At 72.1% G+C, this 19426-nt stretch carries 15 protein-coding genes; 8 read left to right on the top strand and 7 right to left on the bottom strand.

The window, feature by feature from the left end; all coding sequences use genetic code 11:
• Positions 1–180 precede the first annotated feature (180 nt).
• The 5 genes from AB0C66_RS08710 to AB0C66_RS08690 are packed head-to-tail and all read right to left on the bottom strand — an operon-like array spanning position 181 to position 6131.
• Positions 181–1215, bottom strand: coding sequence for a LacI family DNA-binding transcriptional regulator (locus AB0C66_RS08710; protein ID WP_362434645.1), 1035 nt, complete (start codon positions 1213–1215; stop codon positions 181–183).
• A complete protein-coding gene (locus tag AB0C66_RS08705) occupies positions 1212–2942 on the bottom strand; it encodes a glycoside hydrolase family 13 protein (RefSeq protein ID WP_362434642.1) in 1731 nt (576 codons plus the stop codon). Before AB0C66_RS08705 ends, AB0C66_RS08710 begins: the two co-directional genes overlap by 4 nt.
• Positions 2943–2994: 52 nt before the next feature.
• The gene (locus tag AB0C66_RS08700) at positions 2995–3825 is read right to left on the bottom strand and encodes a carbohydrate ABC transporter permease (protein ID WP_362434639.1); all 831 of its coding nucleotides are present in this window, start codon (positions 3823–3825) and stop codon (positions 2995–2997) included.
• A 2-nt stretch (positions 3826–3827) separates the two neighbouring features.
• Positions 3828–4841, bottom strand: coding sequence for a sugar ABC transporter permease (locus AB0C66_RS08695; RefSeq protein ID WP_362434636.1), 1014 nt, complete (start codon positions 4839–4841; stop codon positions 3828–3830).
• A 12-nt stretch (positions 4842–4853) separates the two neighbouring features.
• A complete protein-coding gene (locus AB0C66_RS08690) occupies positions 4854–6131 on the bottom strand; it encodes an extracellular solute-binding protein (protein ID WP_362434633.1) in 1278 nt (425 codons plus the stop codon).
• A 253-nt stretch (positions 6132–6384) separates the two neighbouring features.
• On the opposite strand from AB0C66_RS08690, the gene AB0C66_RS08685 reads away from it, so the two are divergent.
• The 6 genes from AB0C66_RS08685 (at position 6385) to AB0C66_RS08660 (ending at position 13183) form a co-directional block, all read left to right on the top strand.
• Positions 6385–8046 (top strand): glycoside hydrolase family 13 protein, encoded by a 1662-nt coding sequence (locus tag AB0C66_RS08685; protein WP_362434631.1) that lies wholly within the window; start codon positions 6385–6387, stop codon positions 8044–8046.
• A 25-nt stretch (positions 8047–8071) separates the two neighbouring features.
• Positions 8072–9124, top strand: a complete 1053-nt coding sequence (locus AB0C66_RS08680; protein WP_362434629.1) for a LacI family DNA-binding transcriptional regulator — start codon at positions 8072–8074, stop codon at positions 9122–9124.
• Positions 9125–9239: 115 nt separating this feature from the next.
• Complete coding sequence (locus tag AB0C66_RS08675; protein WP_362434627.1) at positions 9240–10121, top strand: phosphatase PAP2 family protein; 882 nt, start codon at positions 9240–9242, stop codon at positions 10119–10121.
• Between the two features lie 260 nt (positions 10122–10381).
• A complete protein-coding gene (locus tag AB0C66_RS08670) occupies positions 10382–11221 on the top strand; it encodes an HAD family hydrolase (RefSeq protein WP_362435607.1) in 840 nt (279 codons plus the stop codon).
• 124 nt (positions 11222–11345) lie between these two features.
• Complete coding sequence (locus AB0C66_RS08665; protein WP_362434625.1) at positions 11346–12521, top strand: threonine synthase; 1176 nt, start codon at positions 11346–11348, stop codon at positions 12519–12521.
• Positions 12518–13183 carry a PAS domain-containing protein gene (locus tag AB0C66_RS08660; RefSeq protein WP_362434623.1) on the top strand — a complete coding sequence of 222 codons (666 nt, stop codon included), beginning with the start codon at positions 12518–12520 and terminating at the stop codon, positions 13181–13183. The genes AB0C66_RS08665 and AB0C66_RS08660 overlap by 4 nt, the downstream gene beginning before the upstream one ends.
• Here AB0C66_RS08660 and AB0C66_RS08655 read toward each other — a convergent pair.
• A complete protein-coding gene (locus AB0C66_RS08655; RefSeq protein ID WP_362434620.1) occupies positions 13168–13701 on the bottom strand; it encodes a MepB family protein in 534 nt (177 codons plus the stop codon). The genes AB0C66_RS08660 and AB0C66_RS08655 overlap by 16 nt on opposite strands.
• Positions 13702–13819: 118 nt before the next feature.
• Here AB0C66_RS08655 and AB0C66_RS08650 point away from each other — a divergent pair, with 118 nt between their 5' ends.
• Both AB0C66_RS08650 and AB0C66_RS08645 read left to right on the top strand, forming a co-directional pair.
• Complete coding sequence (locus AB0C66_RS08650; RefSeq protein ID WP_362434617.1) at positions 13820–14905, top strand: hypothetical protein; 1086 nt, start codon at positions 13820–13822, stop codon at positions 14903–14905.
• Complete coding sequence (locus AB0C66_RS08645) at positions 14902–16101, top strand: hypothetical protein (RefSeq protein ID WP_362434614.1); 1200 nt, start codon at positions 14902–14904, stop codon at positions 16099–16101. Before AB0C66_RS08650 ends, AB0C66_RS08645 begins: the two co-directional genes overlap by 4 nt.
• Before the next feature lie 56 nt (positions 16102–16157).
• Here the strand turns inward: AB0C66_RS08645 and AB0C66_RS08640 are convergent, their stop codons facing one another.
• A complete protein-coding gene (locus tag AB0C66_RS08640) occupies positions 16158–19394 on the bottom strand; it encodes a bifunctional [glutamine synthetase] adenylyltransferase/[glutamine synthetase]-adenylyl-L-tyrosine phosphorylase (RefSeq protein WP_362434611.1) in 3237 nt (1078 codons plus the stop codon).
• Positions 19395–19426 lie beyond the last annotated feature (32 nt).

Raw genomic sequence — 19426 nt, 5'->3', positions numbered from 1 at the left:
GTCCGGTCCGTGGTCCGGACGTGGGCCTGGCGTGGTCCGGTTCATGGTCCGGGGCGCGGACGATTCCTTGCTGCAAGACCTTTCGCAAGCGATTGCGGCGGTGTTACGTTCAAGCACGTCTCCGGTCCGGCCGGCCGGGGGCCCGTGCGCGGGCCCCACGCGCCCGGCTGGTCGGGCCGGTCATCCGCCGCGGCGGACCCGCGCGGTGGAGCCGCGCACCACCAGATCGGGCTGGAACACGAACTCGGTGCACTGCACCGGGTTTCCGGCGATCTCCTCCAGCAGCGCGCCCACCGCGGCCGTGGCCATCGACTGCACCGGCTGGCGGACCGTGGTCAGCGGCGGATCGGTGAAGGCGATCAGCGGGGAGTCGTCGAAGCCGACCACCGAGACGTCCCGCGGCACGCTCAGGCCCCGCCGGGACGCCTCCCGGATGACCCCCAGCGCCATCAGGTCGCTGCCGCAGACGAAGCCCGTACAGCCCTGGTCCAGCAGCGCGGCCGCGGCCACCTGGCCGCCCTCGACGCTGAACAGGGTGTGCCGGATCAACTCCCCGGCCTGCGCGGGCGACCGGCCGAAGACCTCGCCCATGACCGCCGTGAACCCCTCGACCTTGCGCCGCGCCGGAACGTACCGCGCGGGCCCGACCGCGAGCCCGATCCGCTCATGGCCGAGCGCGGCCAGGTGGTGCACGGCCATCCGGGCCGCAGACCGGTCGTCGGGGGAGACGAACGGCGCCCGGATGCGCTCGTGGTAGCCGTTGATGAGCACGAACGGCACCCGTCGCTCGGCCAGCCGCAGATAGGTGGCCGGATCGGCGGTGGTGTCCGAGTGCTGGCCGGACATGAAGACGATGCCGACCACATCGCGCTCCTCCAGCTGCTCCACCAGTTCGTCCTCGGTGGCGCCGCCGGGCATCTGGGTGCACAGGATCGGGGTGTAGCCGTGCCCGGCCAGCACCTGTTCGATGACCTGCGCGAAGGCGGGGAAGACCGGGTTGATGAGCTCGGGGATCACCAGGCCCACCAGTCCGGCGCTGCGCCGCCGCAGCCGTACCGGCCGCTCGTAGCCGAGCACGTCGAGGGCGGCGAGCACCCGCTGCCGGGTGGCGTCCGCGACCCCCGCCCTGCCGTTCAGCACCCGGCTGACGGTGGCCTCGCTGACCTGTGCCTGGACGGCGATATCGGCGAGCCGCGGCGGCAGGAGTGCGCTCACACCGCCCACCAGACGGCCGTATCGGCGGCAAGCGTGAACTTCCCCGCGGACTCCCCCACGGGCTCCGCCGCGGACTCCCTTCCGGGGCCGGGCGGTTCCGCAGCGCTGGACAGCAGCGCCCGGCCCGGGGCGGGCAGGGTGACCGGCTGACCGCCGGTGTTGACCGTGCAGACGAAGTCCGGTCCGTCGCCGTGCGCCCGGCGGCGGAAGGCCAGTACCCCCTCGGGCGCCGTCAGCCACTCCACCGACTCCCCCGCGCCGAGCGCCGGATGGGCCCGGCGGACGGTGAGCGCCTCGCGGTACAGCTCCAGCGTGGACCCCGGCCGTCCGGTCTGGGCCTGGACGCTGAGCTCCGCCCAGCCGTCGGGCTGGGGCAGCCAGCTGGGGCCGCCCGCGCGCGGGCCGAAGCCGTACGGGGCCTCGGTGCCCGACCACGGGATCGGCACCCGGCAGCCGTCCCGCAGCCCGTCCTGGCCGTCCTGCCCGTCGGCGGAGGTGCGGAAGAACGCGGGGTCCTGACGGGCCTCGTCGGGGAGTTCGGTGACCTCCGGAAGCCCCAGCTCCTCGCCCTGGTAGAGATAGGCGGAGCCGGGCAGCGCCAGCATCAGCAGGGTCGCGGCCCGGGCCCGGCGCAGCCCGCGCCCGGGGTCCCCGTCGGCGTAGCGGGTGGAGTGCCGGACCACATCGTGGTTGGAGAGCACCCAGGTGGTGGGGGCCCCGACCGGCCGCATCGCGTCCAGCGAGTCGTCGATGACCTCGCGCATCCGCCCCGCGGCCCAATCGGCGCCCAGGAAGTGGAAGTTGAACGCCTGGTGCAGTTCGTCGGGGCGGACGTAGCGCGCGGTGCGCTCGGTGGTGGGTGCCCATGCCTCGGCGACCCCGATGCGCTCACCGGGGTACTCGTCGAGGACGGTGCGCCAGCTGCGGTAGATGGCGTGCACCCCGTCCTGGTCGAAGAACGGCAGCACGTCGTTGCCCAGCAGCTTCAGCTGTTCGGCGCGGCCGAGGTCGGGCAGCCCGGCCGCCTTGACCAGGCCGTGGGCGACGTCGATACGGAAACCGTCGACGCCGAGGTCCAGCCAGAACCGCAGCACCGAGCGGAACTCGTCGTGGACGGCGGGGTGCTCCCAGTTGAAGTCGGGCTGCTCGGGGGCGAAGAGATGGAGGTACCACTCGCCCGGGGTGCCGTCGGGGTTGTCGGTGCGGGTCCAGGCGGGCCCGCCGAAGATCGACTCCCAGTCGTTGGGCGGCAGTTCGCCGTCCGCGCCCTGTCCGGGCCGGAAGTGGAACCGCTCGCGCAGCGGTGAGCCGGGGCCTTCCTCCAGCGCCCTGCGGAACCAGAGGTGCTGGTCGGAGCAGTGGTTGGGGACCAGGTCGACGATGATGCGCAGCCCCAGGGCGTGGGCGTCGCGGATCACCGCGTCGGCGTCGTGCAGGGTGCCGAACATGGGGTCGATGGCCCGGTAGTCGGCGACGTCATATCCGGCGTCGGCCTGCGGGGAGGCGTAGAAGGGGCTCAGCCAGACGGCGTCCACGCCCAGCTCCTTCAGATAGGGCAGCCGGGCGCGGATGCCCTCGAGGTCGCCCATGCCGTCGCCGTTGCCGTCGGCGAAGCTCCGCGGATAGACCTGGTAGATCACCGCCTCCCGCCACCAGGCCGGGCGGTCGCCCGCCCCGCTGGAGTCCGGTGCCGTAGCGGCCGACGGGTCGGCGAGGTACTGCGTCATGTCGTCCTTGGATTCATCGGAGGCGTCGGTTCGATCACGGGGTCGCGCGGGGTCAGGACTTGGTGGCACCGGCGGTCAGACCGGCCACCAGATGGCGCTGGGCCCACGAGAACACCAGGGCGGCCGGGATGGCGATCATGACGGCGGCGGCGGTCATCGCACCCCAGTCCGAGGTGTACTGGTTGACGAAGGTCTGGAGCCCCGCGGCGAGGGTGAGGTTCTGCTCGCCCGTCATGAACGCGGAGGCGTAGGCGACCTCGGCCCAGGCGGTGATGAAGGTGTAGAAGGCGGTGACCGCGAGGCCGGGCTTGGCCAGCGGGACGACCAGACGCCAGAAGGTGCCGAACGGGTTGAGGCCGTCGACCCGGCCCGATTCGTCGATCTCCACCGGGATGGTGTCGAAGAAGCCCTTCATCATCCAGGCGCAGAACGGTACGGCCACGGTGAGGTAGGTGACGATCAGCGAGATCGGCTGGTTGAGCCAGCCCAGCGTCGACATGATGTTGTACAGCGGCACGATCAGGATGGCCACCGGGAACATCTGGGTGATCAGCAGCAGCCACATCAGCGGGCGCATTCCGGGGAACCGGAAGCGGCTGACGGCGTAGCCGGTGGTGGCAGCGACGAAGACGCCCAGGACCGTGGTGAAGACGACGATGAACAGCGAGTTGCCGAACCAGGTCAGGAACTCGGTGTCGTTCAGGACATGTGTGTAGTTGTCGAAGGTGGGGTTCCGCACCACATCGGTGCTGAACGCCTCGCTCTTGGGCTTGAACGAGGTCACCAGCAGCCACAGCGGCGGGAAGACCGCCACGGCGGAGGCGAGACACAAGGTGGTGTGCAGCCCGATGGAGGCGAGCGGGCTGCGGCGGCGGTCGCGCATGGCTACCAGACCTCTCCCTGCTTGCGGAGCGAACGGCGGTAGACCACCGCGAAGAGCATGAGGATGATCAGGATCAGCACGCCCCAGGCGGAGGCGCCCGCGAAATCACGGGGGCTGTTGACGAACGAGAGCCGGTAGGCGTAGGTCACCAGGATCTCGGTACTGTCCCCGGGACCGCCGCGGGTGAGCAGGTAGATCACCGCGAACATGTTGAAGGTCCAGATGGTGGAGAGCAGCACCACGGTGGAGCTGACCGATCGCAGTCCGGGCAGGGTGATATGACGGAACCGCTGCCAGGGGCCGGCGCCGTCCATCTCGGCGGCCTCGTAGAGCTCACCGGGGATGGACTGGAGTCCGCCGAGCAGGGCGACCAGCATGAAGGGCACCCCGAGCCAGATGTTCACGGCGATCACCGAGACCTTGGCCATGGTGGGGTCGTTCAGCCAGGGCACCCCGTCGATACCGCCGCCCTCCAGCACCTTGTTGAGGATGCCGTTCTTCTCGTTGTAGAGCAGCCGCCAGGCGAAGACGGAGACGAAGGCGGGCACCGCCCAGGGCAGGATCAGCAGTGACCGGTAGACGGCGCGGCCCACGAACCTTCGGTTGATCAGGACGGCGAGGCCGAGGCCGAGTACGAAGGTGACGGCCACGCAAGAGACCGTCCAGGTGGCCGTCCAGCTCAGCCGGTCCCAGAAGACCTGGTCCTCCAGGATGGCCCGGAAGTTGTCGAGGCCCACGTTCTGGTACGTGGCGGGGATGTGGTTGACCCCGATGGTGCGCTCGACATTGGCCTCATCGGCGTCGGTCAGCGACAGATAGACGCCGCGGACCAGCGGAAGGCCGATGATCAGCCCGATGACGAGCACGACGGGCGCGACCATGGCCCAGGCGTACCAGTGCCTGGCGAACGCGGAACGGATCCGGCCGGGCGGTTTGTCCCCGGTCCCGCGGACCCGGCCGCGGGTGCTCTTGGCACCCGCGGCCGGATTCACCGACCGGCTGGTGTCGACAGCCATCGTTGCCGGTCCTTACTTCCAGTCGCCCTTGAGGAGCTTGCGGTAGGCGTCGCCGACGGAGGCGGCCGCCTTCTCGGGCGAGGTCTTACCGGTCAGAACGCCCGGGAACTGCACCAGGATCGCCTGGAAGAGGCTGTTGCCCTCGGGGATCCAGGGGCGCTCGACGGCCTTGTCGACGGCGTCCTTGAAGAACTTCACATTGGCGTTCGCCGCGACCGCCTTCTCCTGGTAGACGGAGGTGCGGGTGGGCAGCAGGCTCAGTTCCTCGGTGGTCTTGGCCTGCACCTCGGCCGAGCTCATGTACCTGGCGAAGGCGTAGGAGGCGTCCAGGTTCTTGGAGCCCGCGTAGACGGTGAGGTTCTGGCCGCCCTGCGGGGCGCCCTGACCGGCGCTTCCGGCCGGCACCGGGACCACGCCGAGGTTGGACTTGTCCTTGAACGCCTTGCCCGCGAGGGTGTCCTCGATCGCCCACGGCCCGTTGATCGTCATCGCGACGTCGCCGTTCTTGATGGCGTTCTGCATATTGTCCCAGCCGTCGGTGGCGTCGGTCTCCGCCGCTCCCGAGGTGACCAGGTCCCGGGCGGCGGCGAACGCCTTCACACCCGGCTTGTCGTCGACGGTGACCTTCTTGGCCTTGGTGTCGAGCAGATCGCCGCCCTCGCCGTAGATGAACGGCAGGTACCAGTAGGCGTCGTCGCCGCGCAGATAGAGACCGGTCTTCCCGGTCTTCTTCTTGATCTTCTTGGCGGCGGCCTTGAGCTCGGTCCAGCTCTTGGGCGGCTCGACCCCGGCGTCCCGCAGCATCTTCTTGTTGTAGAAGAGGCCGAGGGTGTCGATGACCTGTGGCACCGCGTAGGTCTTGCCCTTGAACTTGGTACCGGCGGCCGCCTTGGGCAGGTAGTCGGACTCGTTGTCGAGGGCGGCGGTGCCGTCCAGCGGGGCGAGATAGCCGATGTTCGCCAGGTCATGGGTCCAGGCGACCTCGGCGCGCAGCACGTCCGGGGCGCCGGAGCCGCCGGAGCCCGCGGCGTTCTTGAACTTGGCCAGGGCATCGCCGAAGGGCACGTTGACGTAGTTGACCTTGACGTCGGGGTGCTTCTTCTCGAAGCCGAGGGCGAGCTTCTTGTACGTGCCCTTCTCGGCCTCGTTCGACGTGTCCCAGTACGTCACCGTGCCGGAGAGCTTGCCGCCCGACTTGCCGCCGCCGTTGTCACCGTCGCCACCGCCGCATGCGGTCGCCGCGAGCGCCATGGCCGCGACAAGCGCAGTGGCCGCTATGCCACGTCGCATCTGAACTCCTCCAAGACCGGCCGCGTCGTCGCGGCCCCGGGTTGCCGAGGAACGTAACAGGGCTGCAAGAAACTCGAAAGACCTTGCGGGAATTTTCTGCAAGGCACCCGGATTCGTTACGTCCGCGTGTCCTGCCGGTATCCGGCCGAACCCTTGTGAGCGCGCGGAATGCGCGCCGGAGCACGCTCAGGGGCGCCTCGCCACCCCTGCAATCTCTTCCGCAAGGCATTGCAGAGCTGTTAACTTCGCCGTTATGACCCAGGAGCTCACAACCTCCCTCCAGGCCGACACCGCGCGACCGTCCGGAGGGTCCGGCTGGTGGCGCGACGCCGTCATCTACCAGGTGTATGTGCGGTCCTTCGCCGACAGCGACGGCGACGGCATCGGCGATCTGCGCGGGGCCCGCGAGCGGCTGCCCCACCTCGCCGGGCTGGGCGCGGACGCCGTCTGGCTGACCCCCTTCTACGCCTCCCCGCAGGCCGACGGCGGCTACGACGTGGCGGACTACCGCGCGGTCGATCCGCTCTTCGGCACCCTCGCCGACGCCGACGACCTGGTGCGCACCGCCCATGAGCTGGGGCTGCGCGTGATCGTGGATGTGGTGCCCAACCACACCTCGGACCGGCACCCCTGGTTCCGCGCCGCGCTCACCGGCCGGCCGGGCGGGCCGGACCGTGCGCGCTACCACTTCCGTCCCGGCCGGGGCGCGGGCGGCGAACTGCCGCCCAACGACTGGGAGTCGGTCTTCGGCGGCCCCGCCTGGACCCGCACCACCGGTCCGGACGGCGCCCCGGGCGAGTGGTACCTCCACCTCTTCGCCCCCGAGCAGCCCGACCTCAACTGGGACTGCTCCGAGGTGCGCGAGGAGTTCGACTCGGTGCTGCGCTTCTGGCTGGACCTGGGCGTGGACGGCTTCCGTATCGATGTCGCCCACGGCATGGTCAAGGCGGCCGGGATGCCCGATATCGGCCGTACCGAACAGGCCAAGCTGATCGGCTCCCAGGTGCTGCCCTTCTTCGACCAGGACGGGGTGCATGAGATCCACCGCTCCTGGCGGCGGCTGCTGGACTCCTACCCCGGCGACCGGATCGGGGTCGCCGAGGCATGGGCGCCCAGCCCCGAGCGGCTGGCGCTGTATGTGCGCCCCGACGAACTGCACCAGGCGTTCAACTTCCAGTTCCTCAAGTCCCCCTGGGACGCGGCGGCGATGCGTACGGTGATCGACGAGTCGCTGGCCGCGACCGCGTCCGTGGGCGCCCCCACCACCTGGGTGCTCTCCAACCATGACGTGGTCCGGCACCCCACCCGCTACGCCGACGGCAGCCCGGCCCGGGGGCTGCGCCGGGCCCGCGCGGCGGCCCTGCTCACCCTGGCGCTGCCCGGTTCGGTCTACCTCTACCAGGGCGAGGAGCTGGGCCTTCCGGAGGTCGTCGACCTGCCGGACGCATGCCGTCAGGACCCGGCGTTCTTCCGCACCTCCGCCGAGGGGCAGGACGGCCAGGACGGTCAGGACGGCTTCCGCGACGGCTGCCGGGTGCCGCTGCCCTGGTCCCGCTCGGGCGCCAGCTACGGCTTCGGGCCCGGCGGCAGCTGGCTGCCGCAGCCCGCGGCGTGGGCCGGGCTCTCGGTGGAGGCGCAGACCGGCGACCCGGGCTCTACGCTGGAGCTGTACCGCTCGGCACTCGCGCTGCGCCGGGAGCTGCCGGGCCTCGGCGACTCCGGGATGACCTGGCTCGACGCCCCGGCGGGGGTGCTGGCGCTGGCCCGCCCGGGATTCGTCTGCACGCTGAACACCCTCGGGGAGGAGGTCGAACTTCCCGTTCCGGGGCGCGCGCTGCTGTCCTCCGCGCCGCTCGCGTACCGTGCCGCTACGGTGCGCATTCCTCCCGATTGCTGCGCGTGGTGGGCAATCTGACATGCGACCGGTACAGTCCAATCCCATGACCGCACGGCTCGCTGACATCGCAGCCCAGGCGGGGGTCAGCGAAGCCACTGTCAGCCGCGTCCTCAATGGCAGGCCGGGGGTGGCCACGGCCACCCGCGAGTCCGTCCTCGCCGCCCTGGACGTCCTCGGCTACGAGCGCCCGGTGCGGCTGCGCCGGCGCAGCGCCGGTCTGGTGGGACTGATCACGCCCGAGCTGGAGAACCCGATATTTCCCGCGCTCGCCCAGGTGATCGGGCAGGCGCTGACCCGTCAGGGCTACACCCCGGTGCTGGCCACCCAGACCCCGGGCGGCTCCACGGAGGACGAGCTCACCGAGATGCTGGTGGACCGCGGGGTGGCCGGGATCATCTTCGTCTCCGGGCTGCACGCGGACACCTCGGCCGATATGCAGCGCTACGACCAGCTGCGCGGCCAGGGTGTGCCGTTCGTTCTGGTGGACGGTTACGCACCGGCGGTGCGGGCCCCGTTCATCTCCCCCGACGACCGTGCGGCGATGCTGCTGGCCGTCACCCATCTGGTCTCGCTGGGCCACACCCGGATCGGGCTGGCGCTCGGGCCCAAGAGGTTCGTCCCCGTACTGCGCAAGATCGAGGGGTTCCAGCAGGCCATGCGGGACCGGCTGGGGCTCGGGCCGGAGGAGTCCGCGGAGCTGATCCAGCATTCACTGTTCACCCTGGAGGGCGGCCAGGCGGCGGCGTCCGCACTGATCGACCGGGGCTGTACGGCGGTGGTGTGCGCGAGCGACATGATGGCGCTGGGGGCCATACGGGCCGCCCGGCAGCGGGGTCTGGGGGTCCCCCAGGACATCTCGGTGGTGGGCTTCGACGACTCCCCGCTGATCGCGTTCACCGATCCGCCGCTGACCACCATCCGCAAACCGGTGCAGTCGATGGGACAGGCGGCGGTACGGGCGCTGCTGGAGGAGATCGGCGGCACTCCGGCGCCGCCCAGCGAGTTCGTCTTCCTGCCCGAGCTGGTGGTCCGCGGTTCCACGGCCTCGGCCCACGGCCGCCCGGTGCGCAACGGGGCGGCCGAGCGGACGACATAGCCGGACGTATGGCGGCGTACGTCGCATGAAGGAACCCCCGGACCGGTACATATGCGACCAGGAACCGCTTCGCAGATGATCTGGCGGTGGGTCATATCTGGCAGACTGTTGCCCTATGGGTGAAGCGACTGTGAGGACCGTGGAGGGCCGGACGGCCGCCTCGTCACCCCTCGCGGCGACGGGGGCGCGCCCGGCGGGGCACACCACGCTGATGGCCCGTTTGCGCACCCCCCGCAGACCCCGTCTCTGGTTCGAGATCGCCCTGATCGCCGTCAGCTACTGGACGTACTCCCTCGTCCGCAACGCGGTTCCCGAGCAGAAGTCCGAGGCGCTGCGCAACGCGGGCTGGATCTGGCGGTGGGAGCACCGGCTCGGTATGGCCTTCGAACACGGCGTCAACCACGCGATCGACTCGGTCAGCTGGCTGATCGTGGGCATGAACTACTACTACGCCACGCTGCACTTCATCGTGACGATCTGTGTGCTGGTGTGGCTCTACCACTGGCACCCGGGCCGCTATGCCGCCATCCGGCTGGTGCTGTTCGCCACCACGGGCGTGGCGCTGCTCGGCTATTACTTCTTCCCGCTGGCGCCGCCCCGGCTGATGAGCGGCGGTCACTTCATCGACACCGTGGTGGCGCACCGCACCTGGGGCTCGATGGCCTCGGGGAACCTGGCCGCGATGTCGAACCAGTACGCGGCGATGCCCTCGATGCACATCGGCTGGTCGCTGTGGTGCGGGATCGCCATCGCCACCCTGGCCCGGCCGGTGTGGGCGAAGGCGCTGGGGCTGCTCTATCCGACGGCCACCCTGCTGGTGATCGTGGCGACGGCCAACCACTTCTGGATGGACGCGGTCGGCGGTGTCATCTGTCTGTCCATCGGCTTCTCGCTGTCCTACGTCTGGTACGGCACCACACCCGCCAGGCTGCCCAAGCAGGTGAGCGGACGGCGGGTGGCGGCCGCCGAGCGCGAGGGCGAGCTGCGGACGGCCTGAGCGGCCGGATCCGCCCCGCCCCGCTTCCGCATGGTGTGATCGCCGCTGCCCGCTCAGCTTGATCGTCTCTTTCCGTGCCGCCATCCTGGTGGCGTCTTCCACCGAGTTCAGGGGCTCGATGCGGAGTGCGCGGCCGGGGTGTGCTCCGCCGCGGGCCGAGCACGACGAGCGTGACGAAAGGGACCACCGGCACCGTGCACACCGCCGACGCCACCGCCTCAGCCGCCATCTCCGGTACCGCTTCCCCGCCCGCTTCCGGCGTGGTCGGTGTATTTCCCCGCCCGCGCTCCGCACCGCCGCGCTTCCCGCTGGTGGCCACCGATCTGGACGGGACGCTGCTGCGCAGCGATCTGACGGTCTCCGCGCGCTCCCGTGCCGCGCTCGCCCTGGCCCGGCGCTCCGGGGCACGGCATCTGGTGGTCACCGGACGCCCGGCCGCGTCCTGCCGGGAGTTCCTGGTCGCGATCGGCTACCGGGGGCTCGCGGTGTGCGGACAGGGCGCGCAGCTGTACGACGCCTCCGCGGACCGGCTGCTGGTCTCCGCGGCGCTGGACCGGGAGCTGGCCCGGTCGGTGGTGGGGCGTACGGAGCGGGAGCTGGGCGCGGGACCGCTGGAGCTGGCGGTGGTCACCGCCGCGCCCGAGAACCGCTTCGTGGTCACCCCGGGCTTCGCCGACCGGATACGTCCCGGCTGGGGGGTGGTCCCGGACCGGGCGGAGCTGTGGGCCGGGCCGATCGAGAAGGTGCTGATGCGCCATCGGGAGCTGCCGGACGGGCTGGTCGCGGCGACCGCCGCACGGGTGGGCGGGGGCGAGGTGGCGGTCACCCACTCCGAGAAGGGGATGATCGAGGTGCTGCCCGCGGGCACCGACAAAGCGGTGGGGCTGCAACTGGCCGCGGACCGGATGGGGTTCACCCCCGCGGAGACCATCGCCTTCGGCGATATGCCCAATGACATCCCGATGCTGAACTGGGCCGGTTACGGGGTCGCGATGGGCAACGCCCATCCGGAGCTGGTCGCGGTGGCCGATGAGCGGGCGCCCGGCCATGACGAGGACGGCGTCGCGGTGGTGCTGGAACGGCTGTTCGCGCCCGCGTGAGCGGCCACCGGACTCGCGGGCTCCGGGACTCGCCGCCCTCCCAGTCGAGCGGCCCTCGAACCGCCCTCGTGGCGCACTTGACCCACCGGAGACAGTCTTGACGGGCGGTCTATGTCTAAACAGAATGTCCAAGGTGCGAGCCGAACCCCACCCCGCCGGACCCCACTACGTCGACGAGCGCTCCGGCGCCACGTACCCCCTCGACGATCCACGCTGGTGCGGTGACGACGGCGCTCCGCTCACCGTCTCCGCGCTCCCCGGGATCACCCGTGCGGAGGTGGACACCGGGGACCGTTCACTATGGCGCTACCGAGCGGCCCTCCCGGTGCGCCTCGACACCCCGGTGTCCTTGGGAGAAGGATGCACCCCGCTGGTGGAGCGGGACTGGGGCGGGGGTCGGGTCCATTTCAAGCTGGAGTGGTTCAGCCCGACCGGCAGCTTCAAGGACCGCGGCACCAGCGTGATGATCTCGGCGCTGCGGCAGCGCGGCGTCCGCGAGGTCATCGAGGACAGCTCCGGCAACGGCGGTTCCTCGGTGTCCGCGTACTGCGCCGCGGCCGGGATCCGGGCCAGGATCCTCGTCCCCGAGGGCACCTCCCCGGCGAAGATCCTCCAGAGCCGGGCGTACGGCGCCGAGGTCCAGGTGGTCCCGGGCGACCGGGACGCCACCGCGGCCGAGGCGCTGCGCCAGTCGGCGCACACCTCCTACGCCAGCCACAACTGGCACCCCCTCTTCCTCCAGGGCGTCAAGACCCTCGCCTACGAGCTGTGGGAGGACCTGGGCCACACCGCCCCCGACGCCGTGGTGACGGTGGCCGGGGCGGGCAGCACCGTCCTCGGCTGCGACCTCGGTTTCTCCGAACTGCTGGCGGCGGGTCAGATCAGCCGCCGCCCGAGGCTGCTGGTCGCCCAGCCCGCCCACTGCGCCCCGCTCCAGGCCAGCTTCGCGGCGGGCACCGAGACCCCCGTACCGTTCGAGTACGCCCCGACCATCGCCGAGGGCACGGCCATCCGGCGGCCGGTCCGCCATACCGAGGTGCTGCGCGCGATCCGCCGCTCGGGGGGCGATATTGCCGCCGTACCGGAGGACGCCATCGTCGCGGCCGTGCGGCGGCTGGCGGCGATGGGGCTGTACGCCGAGCCCACCAGCGCGACCGCGGCCGCGGCCGTCGATCTCTTCCGGGCGCGGGGCGCCATCCGCCCCGGCGAGACCACGGCCGTGGTGCTCACCGGCTCGGGGCTGAAGGCGACCACCACGATGGCGGCGCTCTTCGCCCCGGAAGAAGGGGACCCCCGATGAGCGCGCGGCGTCCCCCTCGGGAGCAGCCGCCGGAGGCGGCCGCCGAGGACGAACTGCTGCTGCGCGAGGCCGAGAAGATCGTGACCGCCCTCGGCCGGATGTTCCCCGGGCTGTGCGAGGTCGTCCTGCACGATCTGCGCCGGCCGGACCGGGCCATCCGCGCCATCGAGAGCAATCTCTCCGGCCGCTCGGTCGGCGATCCGGCCACCGAGCTGGGTCTGGCCCGGATCGAGGACCCCGATTTCCCCGGCATCGTCCAGAACTACGCCAACAGCTTCCCCGACGGCCGCCCCGCCAAGAGCACCTCGATCGGCATCAAGAACAGCGCGGGCACCTATGTGGCCGCGATCTGCCTCAACCTGGACGTCTCCCTGTTCGCCAGCGCCGCCCGCAGCCTCACCAATCTGGTGCGCACCGAGGAGCAGGAACAGCCGCTCACCGAGACCCTGCGCGCCCGCACCGCCGCGGAGCTGCGCACCGTCGTCGAGGAGTTCGCCGCGGCCCGCGGCCAGACCCCGCGCAGCCTGGGCACCCCCGCCAAGAAGGAGCTGGTCCACTCGCTGCGGGTGCGCGGCTTCCTCCAGATGAAGCACTCCGTCCAGGTGGTCACCGAACTGCTCGGGGTCTCCCGGGCCACCGTCTACAACTATCTGCGCGGCTGATAGAGCGCCTTGGCGCGGGCGGTGTCGAGCGGCCCCGCGACCGGGATGTCGAGGAAGGACTCCAGCTGCCACGCCTGGGTGGCACGGGCCTGACGGCTGGTGGTGGCGGCCCATGGCGGATAGACCCGGAACCCCCGCTTCCCTCCGGCGCCGTCCGCCGAGACGATCCCCCGCGCGCGCAGCGCCTCGCACGAGAAGACGAACTGCCCGAAGCGGTCGCCCTCATGTGAGCTGATGACAAAGAGGTCCACCGCGTCCGCCACGTCGAACGGCCGGATCGGCCCCCGCTCGGACCGCTGCCACACCGTGACGAACTGACCGGTCTTCGTCGGGGTCGTCTTGGCCACCCGGAAGCGGAGCGCCAGCCCGTCCACGCTGAAGGCGCACGCCGCGTACTCGGCGCTCTCCTCCTCCGGCACCGGCTCCGTGCAGCGGAAGCCGCAGGCGTCGTACACCAGGGCTTTCGCCGCCTGGAGGTCGCTGTGCACCGGCCCGCGCCAGGCCGCTTCTGTTCCCATGCGCACCAGCGTGCCATCCGCCACTGACAACCCCCTGCCCCCGGGCTCGGCGGCGGTCTGTGGCTACAATCGGCCGCCACATGGGGGAACGGGGAACGGGGAACTGATGAAGCCGCGGATGCGCCGCACCGCCGTGGTCGGCGGCGTCCTCGCGCTCACGCTGGCAGCCGCGGGGATCGGTGCCTTCGCCACGGACACCTGGCCGTTCAACGCCAAGGACCGGTACTGCTGGGGCGCCTGGGAGCAGGACAGCGGACCGGAGTTCCTCGGCGACGAGGTGTTCACCGACGGCGAGGGCAGCCGTACCGCCGAGGAGACCGCGCTCGGTCCGCGGCGCACCACCGGCCGGTGCACCGTCGCGATCCACGCCCCGGGCTACGGCGACGACTCCGACGATTCGCGGGACACCAGGGTCGTCGTCGGCTACGGCCCCGCGCCCCGGGACACCGAACGGCGCCTGGAGTGGATCAACGACTATCTCGGCGGCCGCGCGGTGCCGCTGCCCGACGGACTGCCGGGCGCCACCGACGGCAGCCGCGGACTGCTGGTCCTGCCCGAGCGGTGCGACACCCGCGACGGACGGCCGACCGCGGTCACCCTCGACGCCACCGCCACCACCGCCTCCCCCGACGGAGGCTTCGCTCCGAGCGCGGCCGGGCTCGGCGGCGCCCGCTCGGCGGCCGAGCTGATGGTCTCCGTCGCCAACCGGGCGATGACGAAGACCGGTTGTGCCCCCGCGAAGCCGCTGCGCACCACCTCGCCGGTGCTCACCCTGTCCGAGCAGCGGGAGACCTTCTTCGAACGCGCCTGCCGGATCAGGGGGCTGGAGTTCGACGGCAGATCCGCGGCGGACCTCGCGTACCAGGTCGGCGCGGTCGGCCGGGATCTCCAGTCCTGTTCGGTGCGGACCGACGACCGGAGCGAGGGCCGGATCTTCGACGCCCTGATGGTCTCCGGACCACGGCTGTCCGCGCTGTTCGACGGTACGACGGGGAGCAAGGCCGCCGCGCGCGGCTGGCGCGGCACCGGGGTCCTCGCCGACGGCTACCAGGTGGTGCGGGCCGACTGCGCGGGACGGCCCATGACCCTGCTGATGCTCGGCCCGTCCGCACGCGAGAACACGCGGTACTTCACCGCCTTCACCGACGCCGTGACCACACGCGTCGGCTGTCCGCCCGTCGCACCGGGAGCTGCCGACCGATGACCGACACCGACCACCCCGACCCCGACCACAACCACGACCACGACCACGACCGGAGCGGTGACGGGCCCCGGTCCGCGGCCGAGCCGCCCTCGTGGCTGCCCAAGCGGCGCCCGCCCTGGTGGCACTGGCGGCGGCTGACCCGCGGCCGGTGGCGGCCCGCGCTGGCCGCCGCCGTGGCCGGGGCGCTGCTCGGCGCCACCGGTGTGGCCTGGCAGACCGATACGGGTCCGTTCGCGGAGTCCCGTGCCTGCTGGAGCGCGCTGGGCACGGACGAGGTGGCGGAGCTGTTCCACGGCCATACGGACATCGACGCGTCCGACACCCCCATCACCACGGACCACATAGGCGACAGGGGCCCCACCGGCACCTGCGTCCTCACGTCCCCCCGCGGTGCGAAGGTGACCATCCGGGCCCACCAGCTCGACGTCCGCTTCGGCGGCGCCGCGGACCAGTGGGCGGATGAGTACCTGTCCGCGCGGCTGACCCCGATGGGCGGCGGGCTGCTGGGCATGGCCTCCGACACCCGCGCCTGGCTGGCGGTGGCTGACGGCTGCATCGGTCGAGCGGACGACGACGGCCCGACCGTATTCGACATCGACACCGGCTGGACGGTCCACCGGGACCGGGTGGACGCCGGGGAGCGCGACCGGCTCGCCCGTACCGCGGTCCGCCTGGTCAACCACTACATGGCGGACCTGGGATGCGGGGGAACCCTCGCCGACCCGGTCGACCGGATGCCGGACCCGCCCCGCTTCCACGAGGAACGGCCCGACGCGCTCTGCGGTATCGAGGGGCTGAGCCTCCCCAAGGCCCGCCAGGAGGCCGTCTCGTACAACCGCCCCCTGGTGACCCGGGGCGGGGGCCCGGTGCGCACCTGTGACCGCGACGTACTCTTCGACCACCCCTCGCTGCGGCTGATGACCGTCGAGGACCCGCGGCTCTCGGTGCTCTACCGGAATCTCGCCTTCGATGGCGGCGAGCCGATCAAGACCCCCGGCGACCGGGACGGATCCGGCTTCCTCCGTGCCGACTTGGGGCTGTTCCAGGCCAAGTGCCAGACCGGTGAGGTCACCTTCCTGGTCCGGGCGGAGAACGGCCGGCACCCGGGCGACATCCGCGGACTGCTCCCCCGCTATGTGGCGGCCGAGGCGGACCGGATCGGTTGCGGTCCGCTCCGGATCGAGCTGCCGGGCTGAACCCGGGCCACCACCCGCCGGTCGGCCACCGCTCCGCCGCCGGTCGGCCGCCCGGTTCAGCCCTCGTAGTCGTAGAAGAGACGCTCGACGACGGCCCGGGCCCGGCGGGTGGTACGGCGGTAGTCCTCCAGCATCTCCCCGACAGTTCCTGGACCGTAGCCCAAGTACCGTGCCACGGCGGCCAGTTCACGGGTCTCGCTGGGGAAGGTGTCGCCGGAGCGGCCGCGCACCAGCATCACGCCGTTGCGGACCCGGGACGCCAGCACCCACGCCTCGTCGAGGGTCTGGGCGTCCTCGGTGCCGATCAGCTCGGCGGCGTGGGCGGCGGCCAGGGCCCGGCGGGTGCGGGTGGTGCGCAACCCCGGCTCGGCCCAGCCGTGGCGCATCTGGAGCAGCTGGACGGTCCACTCGACATCGCTGAGACCGCCGCGGCCCAGCTTGGCGTGGGTGGTGGGGTCGGCGCCGCGGGGCAGCCGCTCGGACTCCATCCGGGCCTTCAGCCGCCGGATCTCCCGTACCGCGTCCTCGCCCAGGCCCTCGGCCGGATACCGCAGCGGGTCGATCAGCTCGATGAAGCGCTCACCCAACTCCGCGTCACCCGCGACCGGTTCGGCGCGCAGCAGCGCCTGGCTCTCCCAGACCAGCGACCAGCGGCGGTAGTAGGCGGCGTACGAGCCCAGGGTGCGCACCAGCGGGCCGGACTTGCCCTCGGGGCGCAGATCGGCGTCGATGAGCAGCGGTGGGTCGACGGTCGGCAGCTGGAGCAGCCGCCGCATCTCATTGGCCACGGCGAACGCGGCGCGGGAGGCCTCCTGTTCCTCGGCGCCCTCGCGCGGCTCGTGCACGAACAGCACATCCGCGTCCGAGCCGTAGCTCAGCTCATGGCCGCCGAAGCGGCCCATGCCGATGACGGCGAAGCGGGTGGGCAGTTCATCGCCCCAGGTGTCGCGGACGGCGGCGCGCAGGGCGCCCGCGATGGCGGCCGCGTTGAGGTCGGAGAGCGCGTCGCCCACCATGTCGACCAGTACCCCCGGGTCGGCGGGCGGCTGGTCCGCGGCGGCCCCGCCGGGACGGGCGGGCGCATGCGGCTCGGAGTCCCGCAGGGCGCCGGGGACCTCGGGCGCGCCACCCGGGGCGGCGACGGGCGCCGCGGGGGCGGCCACGGCCCGGGGGCCGCCGGTGCCCTCGTCACCCGGCGGCGGCCAGCTCACCGTGGGGCGTACCGCCCCGTTGGCCAGCCGCGCGCTTTCGATGATGTCCGCCGCGGCCGTGCGGAACATCTCCCGCCGCCGCACCCCGCGCGCGGCCGCGACCGCCTGCTCGGCCCCGTCGGCACGGCCCACCGCGGCCAGCACCTCCTGTTCCAGATGGTGCCGACCGCGCCGCCGCAGCCCCTCCGGATCGCCCAGCAGGGCCACCGCCTCGGGCGCGCGCAGCAGCAGATCGGGGGCCAGCCGCCCGGCGGAGAGCACCCGGGCCAGATTCTCCGCGGCGGCCCCCTCGTCCCGCAGCAGCCGCAGATACCAGGGCGTCTTGCCGAGCGCGTCGGACACCTTGCGGAAGCCCAGCAGCCCCGCGTCCGGATCCGCGGAGTCGGCGAACCAGCCCAGCAGCACCGGCAGCAGGGTGCGCTGGATCGCCGCCTTCCGGGTCACCCCGGAGGCCAGCGCCTCCAGATGGCGCAGCGCCGAGACCGGATCGGCGTAGCCCAGGGCCTCCAGCCGCTGCCCGGCCGCCTCGGAGCTGAGCCGGATCTCACCGGGCTCCAGCTGGGCCACGGCGTCCAGCAGCGGCCGGTAGAAGAGCTTCTCGTGCAGCCGCCGCACCTCGCGCGCGTACCGCCGCCACGCGGTGCCCAGTTCGGTGACCGGCTCGGTGCGGAACCCCAGCGAACGGCCGAGCCGCCGCAGATCCGCCTCGTCCTCGGGCACCAAGTGGGTGCGGCGCAGCCGGTAGAGCTGGATGCGGTGCTCCATCGAACGCAGGAAGCGGTAGGCGGCGTCCAGCGCGGCCGCGTCGGAACGCCCCACATAGCCCGCCGCGGCCAGCGCCGCGAGCGCGTCCAGCGTGGTGCCGCTGCGCAGCGACTCGTCCGACCGGCCGTGCACCAGCTGAAGCAGCTGGACGGCGAACTCCACGTCGCGCAGCCCACCGGGGCCCAGCTTCAGCTCGCGGTCCACCTCGGCGACGGGGATGTTCTCCACCACCCGGCGGCGCATCTGCTGCACATCGGGGACGAAGTTCTCGCGCTCGACGGCCTGCCAGACCATCGGCGCCAGCGCGTCCACATACGCCTGGCCCAGCACCGCGTCGCCCGCCACCGGCCGGGCCTTCAACAGCGCCTGGAACTCCCAGGTCTTGGCCCACCGCTGGTAGTACGCGAGATGGCTGGACAGCGTGCGCACCAGCGGGCCGTTGCGCCCCTCGGGCCGCAGGTTGGCGTCGACCGGCCAGATGGTGCCCTCGACGGTGACGTCCGAGCAGATCCGCATCAGCCGGGCGGCCAGCCGGGTGGCGGCCTGCACCGCCTTCCCCTCCTCCACTCCGTCGACGGTCTCCGCCACGAAGATCACGTCCACGTCCGAGACGTAGTTGAGCTCACGGCCCCCGCACTTGCCCATGCCGATCACGGCGAGACGGCAGGCCGCGGCGTCCTCGGGCTGCTCCTCGGCCGCGATCTCCAGCGCGGCCCGCAGCGTGGCGGTGGCCAGGTCCGCCAGCTCGGCGGCGGCCTGTGTGACATCGGTGGTCCCGCACACATCGCGCGCCGCGATGGCCAGCAGCGCCCGCCGATAGGCGATCCGCAGCGCGTCCGGCCGCGGCAGCTCCGCGCCCGGTCCGGTCCAGACCCCCTCGGCCAGGGCCTGTTCGAACTCGGGCGTGGTCGGATGCAGATCGGCCGACTCATAGGTGACCAGCGCGTGCCAGTCCTGCGGATGGCGGGCCAGGTGGTCGCCCAGCGCCTCGGAGGCGCCGAGCACTCCGAGCAGCCGGTCGCGCAGCGGCTTGGCGGTGACCAGGGTGTCCAGCAACGCCTGCCGCGACCCGGCCCGCTGTCCCCCGTTCTCCCCCTCCCCCGCCTCCTCCGGCAGCGCCTCCACCAGCCGCACCAGCCCGCGCAGCGCCAGATCGGGATCGGCGGTCCCCCCGAGCGCCTCCAGCAGCACCGGGTCGCTGCGCACCGCGGACAGCTCGGGCACGTCCAGCAGCCGCTGGGCGGAGGAGGCGTCGGTGAACCCGTGCCGGAGCAGCCGGGTGAAGTTGCTGCTTCTGCGTCCCTGCGGTACGGACATCCCGCACGCCTCCCGTCCGCCGTCGTGATCAA

It is taken from the genome of Streptomyces sp. NPDC048636, assembly GCF_040650655.1.
Lineage (GTDB): Bacteria > Actinomycetota > Actinomycetes > Streptomycetales > Streptomycetaceae > Streptomyces.
This window is presented reverse-complemented; position numbering and strand designations above follow the sequence as displayed.